Source organism: Achromobacter sp. JD-1, assembly GCF_038594925.1.
Classification (GTDB): domain Bacteria; phylum Pseudomonadota; class Gammaproteobacteria; order Burkholderiales; family Burkholderiaceae_B; genus Achromobacter; species Achromobacter spanius_C.
On the sequence record NZ_JBCGCS010000079.1, the window covers coordinates 1 to 1285 of the forward strand.

The 1285-nt window shown below is 60.5% G+C and carries 1 protein-coding gene; it reads right to left on the minus strand.

Annotated features, from left to right (window positions below; all coding sequences use genetic code 11):
• Positions 1–63: 63 nt before the first annotated feature.
• Positions 64–1197: an IS481 family transposase gene (locus tag WBR68_RS31300; RefSeq protein WP_127183689.1), complete on the minus strand. Its 1134-nt coding sequence runs from the start codon at positions 1195–1197 to the stop codon at positions 64–66.
• Positions 1198–1285 lie beyond the last annotated feature (88 nt).

Below are 1285 nucleotides of genomic sequence, written 5' to 3' on the forward strand. Positions count from 1 at the left end.
TGTATGGACCGGGGACATGGGTGACACATGTTCGGGGACATGGGTAACACATAGGTTTTTATCCTATTGGCGTGCTCTGAGGTCGATCTGTTGGACAATTTTGTACAGGAAGACGACATCGAGCACGCCGTCTTGCGAGGAGGGTCTGACCGCGACCGGCAGACCCGCCATTCCCTCTCCGACGAAGACGACGCGTCCGTTCACAATGATCTGCCCCTTGGTCCTGACCTTGAGCACTCGATCGCCCGGCTCGTATTCGATCGGAGGCAACGAGGCAGGATAGCGACGAGGGCTAGGTCTATATCTCGACAGGGGCGGCATCTGCCCCAACGCCTGGTGGGGCCGGACGTGGTTGTACTGTTCACGCCACTGATCCATGGCTTGCTGGCAGTCCAGCAGACTGCTAAACCCCCGGGCCTGGATCAACTCGCGCTTGAGCGTTCGATGCAGGCGTTCTAGCTTGCCCTGGGTTTGCGGGTGGCGAGGACGACTGTGGCTGATACGCACACCCAGCCGCATGAGCCAAACCTCCAGGCCTGTCAGCCCCAGGCCGCGCACCGATGCCCAGGATGGGCCGTTATCCGCGGTGATCCGTTCGGGCAATCCGTAACGGCGAAATACGGCCTTCAGGTGCTGCTGCACGGTTTTGCTGCGCTCATCGCCACAAGCCTGGATGCACAGGGCGTAGCGTGAGTGATCGTCCAATAGCGTCAGCGGATGGCACCGTCCCTGACGCGCGTCGGTCAGGGCAAAGTGCCCCTTGAAGTCCATCTGCCACAACAGGTTTGGCGCTTCATGCTCAAAGCGCTGGTTCGCCAGCCCGACGTTCGAGTCCTCGCCTTGGACCCGATAGCCATGTCGTCGCAAAATTGCCGAGATGGTACTGGGCGCGGGCGCCGTAGTCGGCCCAAGCAGCGCCCGCAACTTGCGAGGCCCCCAGTACGGGTAACGCTTGTGCAGGTCGATCACCTGCGCTTCGATTTGCTCACACGTGCGCCCAGGACTATTGCCAGGCCTGCGAGACAGATCTTGCAACCCAGCCTGGCCGTTCCGCTCGTAGCGGCCCAACCACTTGTAGGCGGTCTTGGCGCTGATATCGAAACGCCGGCAAAGCTCCCGCACATTGCTGCCCGGTTGCAGGGCAAGCTGAACGAACTCCATTCGGCAGGACATAAGGCTTGACTCCTTCCACGGCATCGCTCGCTCCTAAAAACGACCATACCGTGATGCTAGAAGTGTTACCTATGTCCCCGAACACCCGTTACCCATGTCCCCGGTCCATACA